The 3,058-nt window shown below is 72.3% G+C and carries 1 protein-coding gene; it reads left to right on the top strand.

The window, feature by feature from the left end; all coding sequences use genetic code 11:
* Nucleotides 1–3,058, top strand: a 3,058-nt coding sequence (locus U9983_RS27405; RefSeq protein ID WP_322756781.1) for an SDR family NAD(P)-dependent oxidoreductase, incomplete at both ends; no start/stop codon positions are given.

The raw sequence follows: 3,058 nt of genomic DNA, 5'->3' as shown, positions 1-3,058 counted from the left end.
CTGTTCTACCTTCTGGTACCCCCGTCGACCTGCCCACCTACGCCTTCCAACACGACCGCTACTGGCTCGACATCAGCCATGACGGCGAGACGCCTTCGGCGGGCGCGGGCGGCCTTGCGCACCCGATGCTCGGGGCTTCGGTCAGCATCGCCGATCGGGACGAGCTTGTCGTCACGGGCCGCATCTCCCGCGGCACCCAGCCGTGGCTGGCGGAGCACACGATCCTGGGGGCCGCGATCCTGCCCGGGACCGCGTTCCTCGACATCGTCCTCGCCGCGGCTGAGCAGGTCGGGTGCGATCGGCTGGCCGAGTTGACCGTGCACACGCCGCTCGCTCTTCCAGCCCGCGAGCCGGTCGACATACAGGTCGTGGTGAACCGCCCCGACTCCTCGGGCCGGCGAGCGGTGAGCGTGCACTCCCGCTCGGAGTCCGCTGAGGCCACCGACTCACAGTGGATCCGCCACGCGGTAGGCATGATCGAAACCGCCGCGCGGGACGTTCCCGGCGAGCTCATGCGGGAGTGGCCGCCGTCCGGGGCCGAGAGCGTCGACGTCGCGGACCTGTACGACCTTCTGCGCGAAGCCGGCTTCGACTACGGCCCCACCTTCCAGGGGCTGCGGTCCGCCTGGCGACGGGGTGAGGAGATCTTCGTCGAAGCCGAGCTCGCCGACGACCGGCGGAACACGGACGAGGCATACATCATCCATCCGGCGCTGCTCGATTCCGCCCTGCACGTCCTGGCCCTTCCCGGACTGTTCGGTGACGACGACCAGGCACGCGTGCCGTTCAGCTGGAGCGGCGTGACCCTGCTCGGGTCGGCGACGGACGTGCTGCGGGTGTGGATCTCCCGTGCCGAGCACGGCTCATTGGCCATCGTCGCCGCGGACGCCACGGGCGAACCGGTTCTCGTCGTGGACTCGCTCGAACTGCGCGCGGTCGCCGACCCCCGGGTCGCCGCGACCGCTCGCGCCGAATCGGTGCTCGAGTGGCTTCACCGGCTGGACTGGGTGGATGTCCATCCCCGCCCAGTCGGCGAAACCGGTCATATCGTCCTTGTCGGCGACGTCGATGGCGGGGGAGTGCCGGCCTACCGCGATCTGGGCGAGCTGCGGGCGGCGATCGATGCGGGTTCCCCTGTGCCCGCGCATGTGATGGCCCCCTACCTCGACCGGCCGACGCCGATCACCACGCGGGACGTCCACGCCGCCGCCAACGGGGCATTGCTCCTCTTCCAGGAGTGGCTGGTGGACGAGCGCTTCGCCGCGGCGACACTTACCGTCGTCACCAGGGGAGCGGTGGCCACCGGCCCCGACTCGGCCGTCGCCGACCTCGCCCGCTCCGCCGTGTGGGGCCTCGCCCGGTCGGCGCGGACCGAACACCCCGGGCGCGTCGCACTGGTGGACCTTGACCCAGCCGCGGACACGGCACCGCCCACCTGGCGTGGGCTGGCGGCCGTGGTCGAGGGACTGGACGACGCAGAGTGCGCCCTGCGCGATGGTCGCGTCCTGGTACCGCGCCTCGCGCGGGTCGATGCGTCCGGAGCGCCGCGCGGCGTGTCCATTGGAACACCCGGCGGGGCGCGGGGCGGCCTCGCCATCCCCGCGGACGGCTCACCGTGGCGGCTGAGCGTGTCCCCGCGCGGCACGTTGGAGAACCTGGTGGCCGAGCCGCATCCCGCCGCGCGGGTTCCGCTGGCGGCGGGGCAGGTGCGGGTGGAAACGGCCGCGGCGGGCCTGAACTTCCGCGACGCCCTCATCGCGCTCGACATGTATCCCGGCCAGGCGGAGATGGGCGCCGAGGGCGCCGGCATCGTGCTCGAGGTCGGGCCCGACGTCGTCGATCTTGCCCCCGGCGACCGGGTGATGGGACTGCTGCCCGGCCAGATCGCGCCGGTGGCGGTGACCGACCGTCAGCTGCTCACCGGCGTCCCGCCGGAGTGGACGTTCACGGAGGCCGCGGCCGTCCCGATCGCTTACCTCACGGCCTACTACGGGCTGGCAGACCTGGCCGCAGCCCAGCCCGGCGAGTCGGTCCTCATCCATGCGGCGGCCGGTGGCGTGGGAATGGCCGCGGTCGCTGTTGCCCAGTGGCTTGGCCTGGAGGTGTTTGCGACCGCGAGCCCGGCGAAATGGGACGCCGTCCGGGCGCAGGGCATCCCCGAGGACCACCTCGCGTCCTCGCGCACCCTCGACTTCGAGACAGGGTTCGCCGAGATCACCGCCGGTCGCGGCGTCGACATCGTCCTGAACTCGCTCGCCGGCGACTTCGTCGACGCATCCCTGCGCCTGTTGGCCGACGGCGGGCGGTTTCTGGAGATGGGCAAGACCGACGTCCGGCCGGCTGACGCGCTCGCCGACGCCCGTCCCGACGCCCGTCCCGACGCGCGCTACCTGCCGTTCGACATTCTGGACGCCGGATATGAGCGCATCGGCCAGATACTCGACGAGCTGGTCGCGCTGTTCCGCGCCGGCCTACGCAGGTCGGCGGAGGTCAAGGCCGTCCCGGTGCGCGATGCCGCGGATGCCCTGCGCGACCTCAGCCAGGCCCGCCACATCGGAAAGATCGTTCTGACGATGCCGGGTGGCGCAGCCGGCGCCACCTCCGATGAACCCGCCCGCGAGGTCTCCCGCCCGCTGCTGGGTGACAGCACTGGCACCGTCCTGGTTACCGGTGCGACCGGCTCGCTCGGTGCCCTCGTCGCGCGGCATCTGGTGGTCCGGCACGGCGCGCGGCACCTGATGTTGGTGAGCAGGTCCGGCGCGAACGCGCCGGGGGCCGTCGCGCTGCGCGACGAGCTGGTCGAGCTCGGCGCCGAGGTGGAGCTTGCGGCCTGCGACGTCGCCGACCGTGACCAGCTCGCCGACGCGCTCGCGGCGATCCGCCCGGACGCCGGGCTCGTCGCGGTCGTGCACGCCGCCGGCGTGCTCGACGACGGCATGATCGGCTCGCTGACCCCCGACCGCCTGGACCGGGTGCTGCGGCCGAAGGTCGACGCTGCCTGGAACCTGCATGAACTCACCCGCGACCTGGACCTGTCGGCATTCGTGCTGTTCTCGTC

Origin of the sequence: Protofrankia sp. Cas3, from assembly GCF_963555955.1 — a bacterium.
In the GTDB taxonomy this organism is placed as follows: domain Bacteria; phylum Actinomycetota; class Actinomycetes; order Frankiales; family Frankiaceae; genus Protofrankia.
This window is presented reverse-complemented; position numbering and strand designations above follow the sequence as displayed.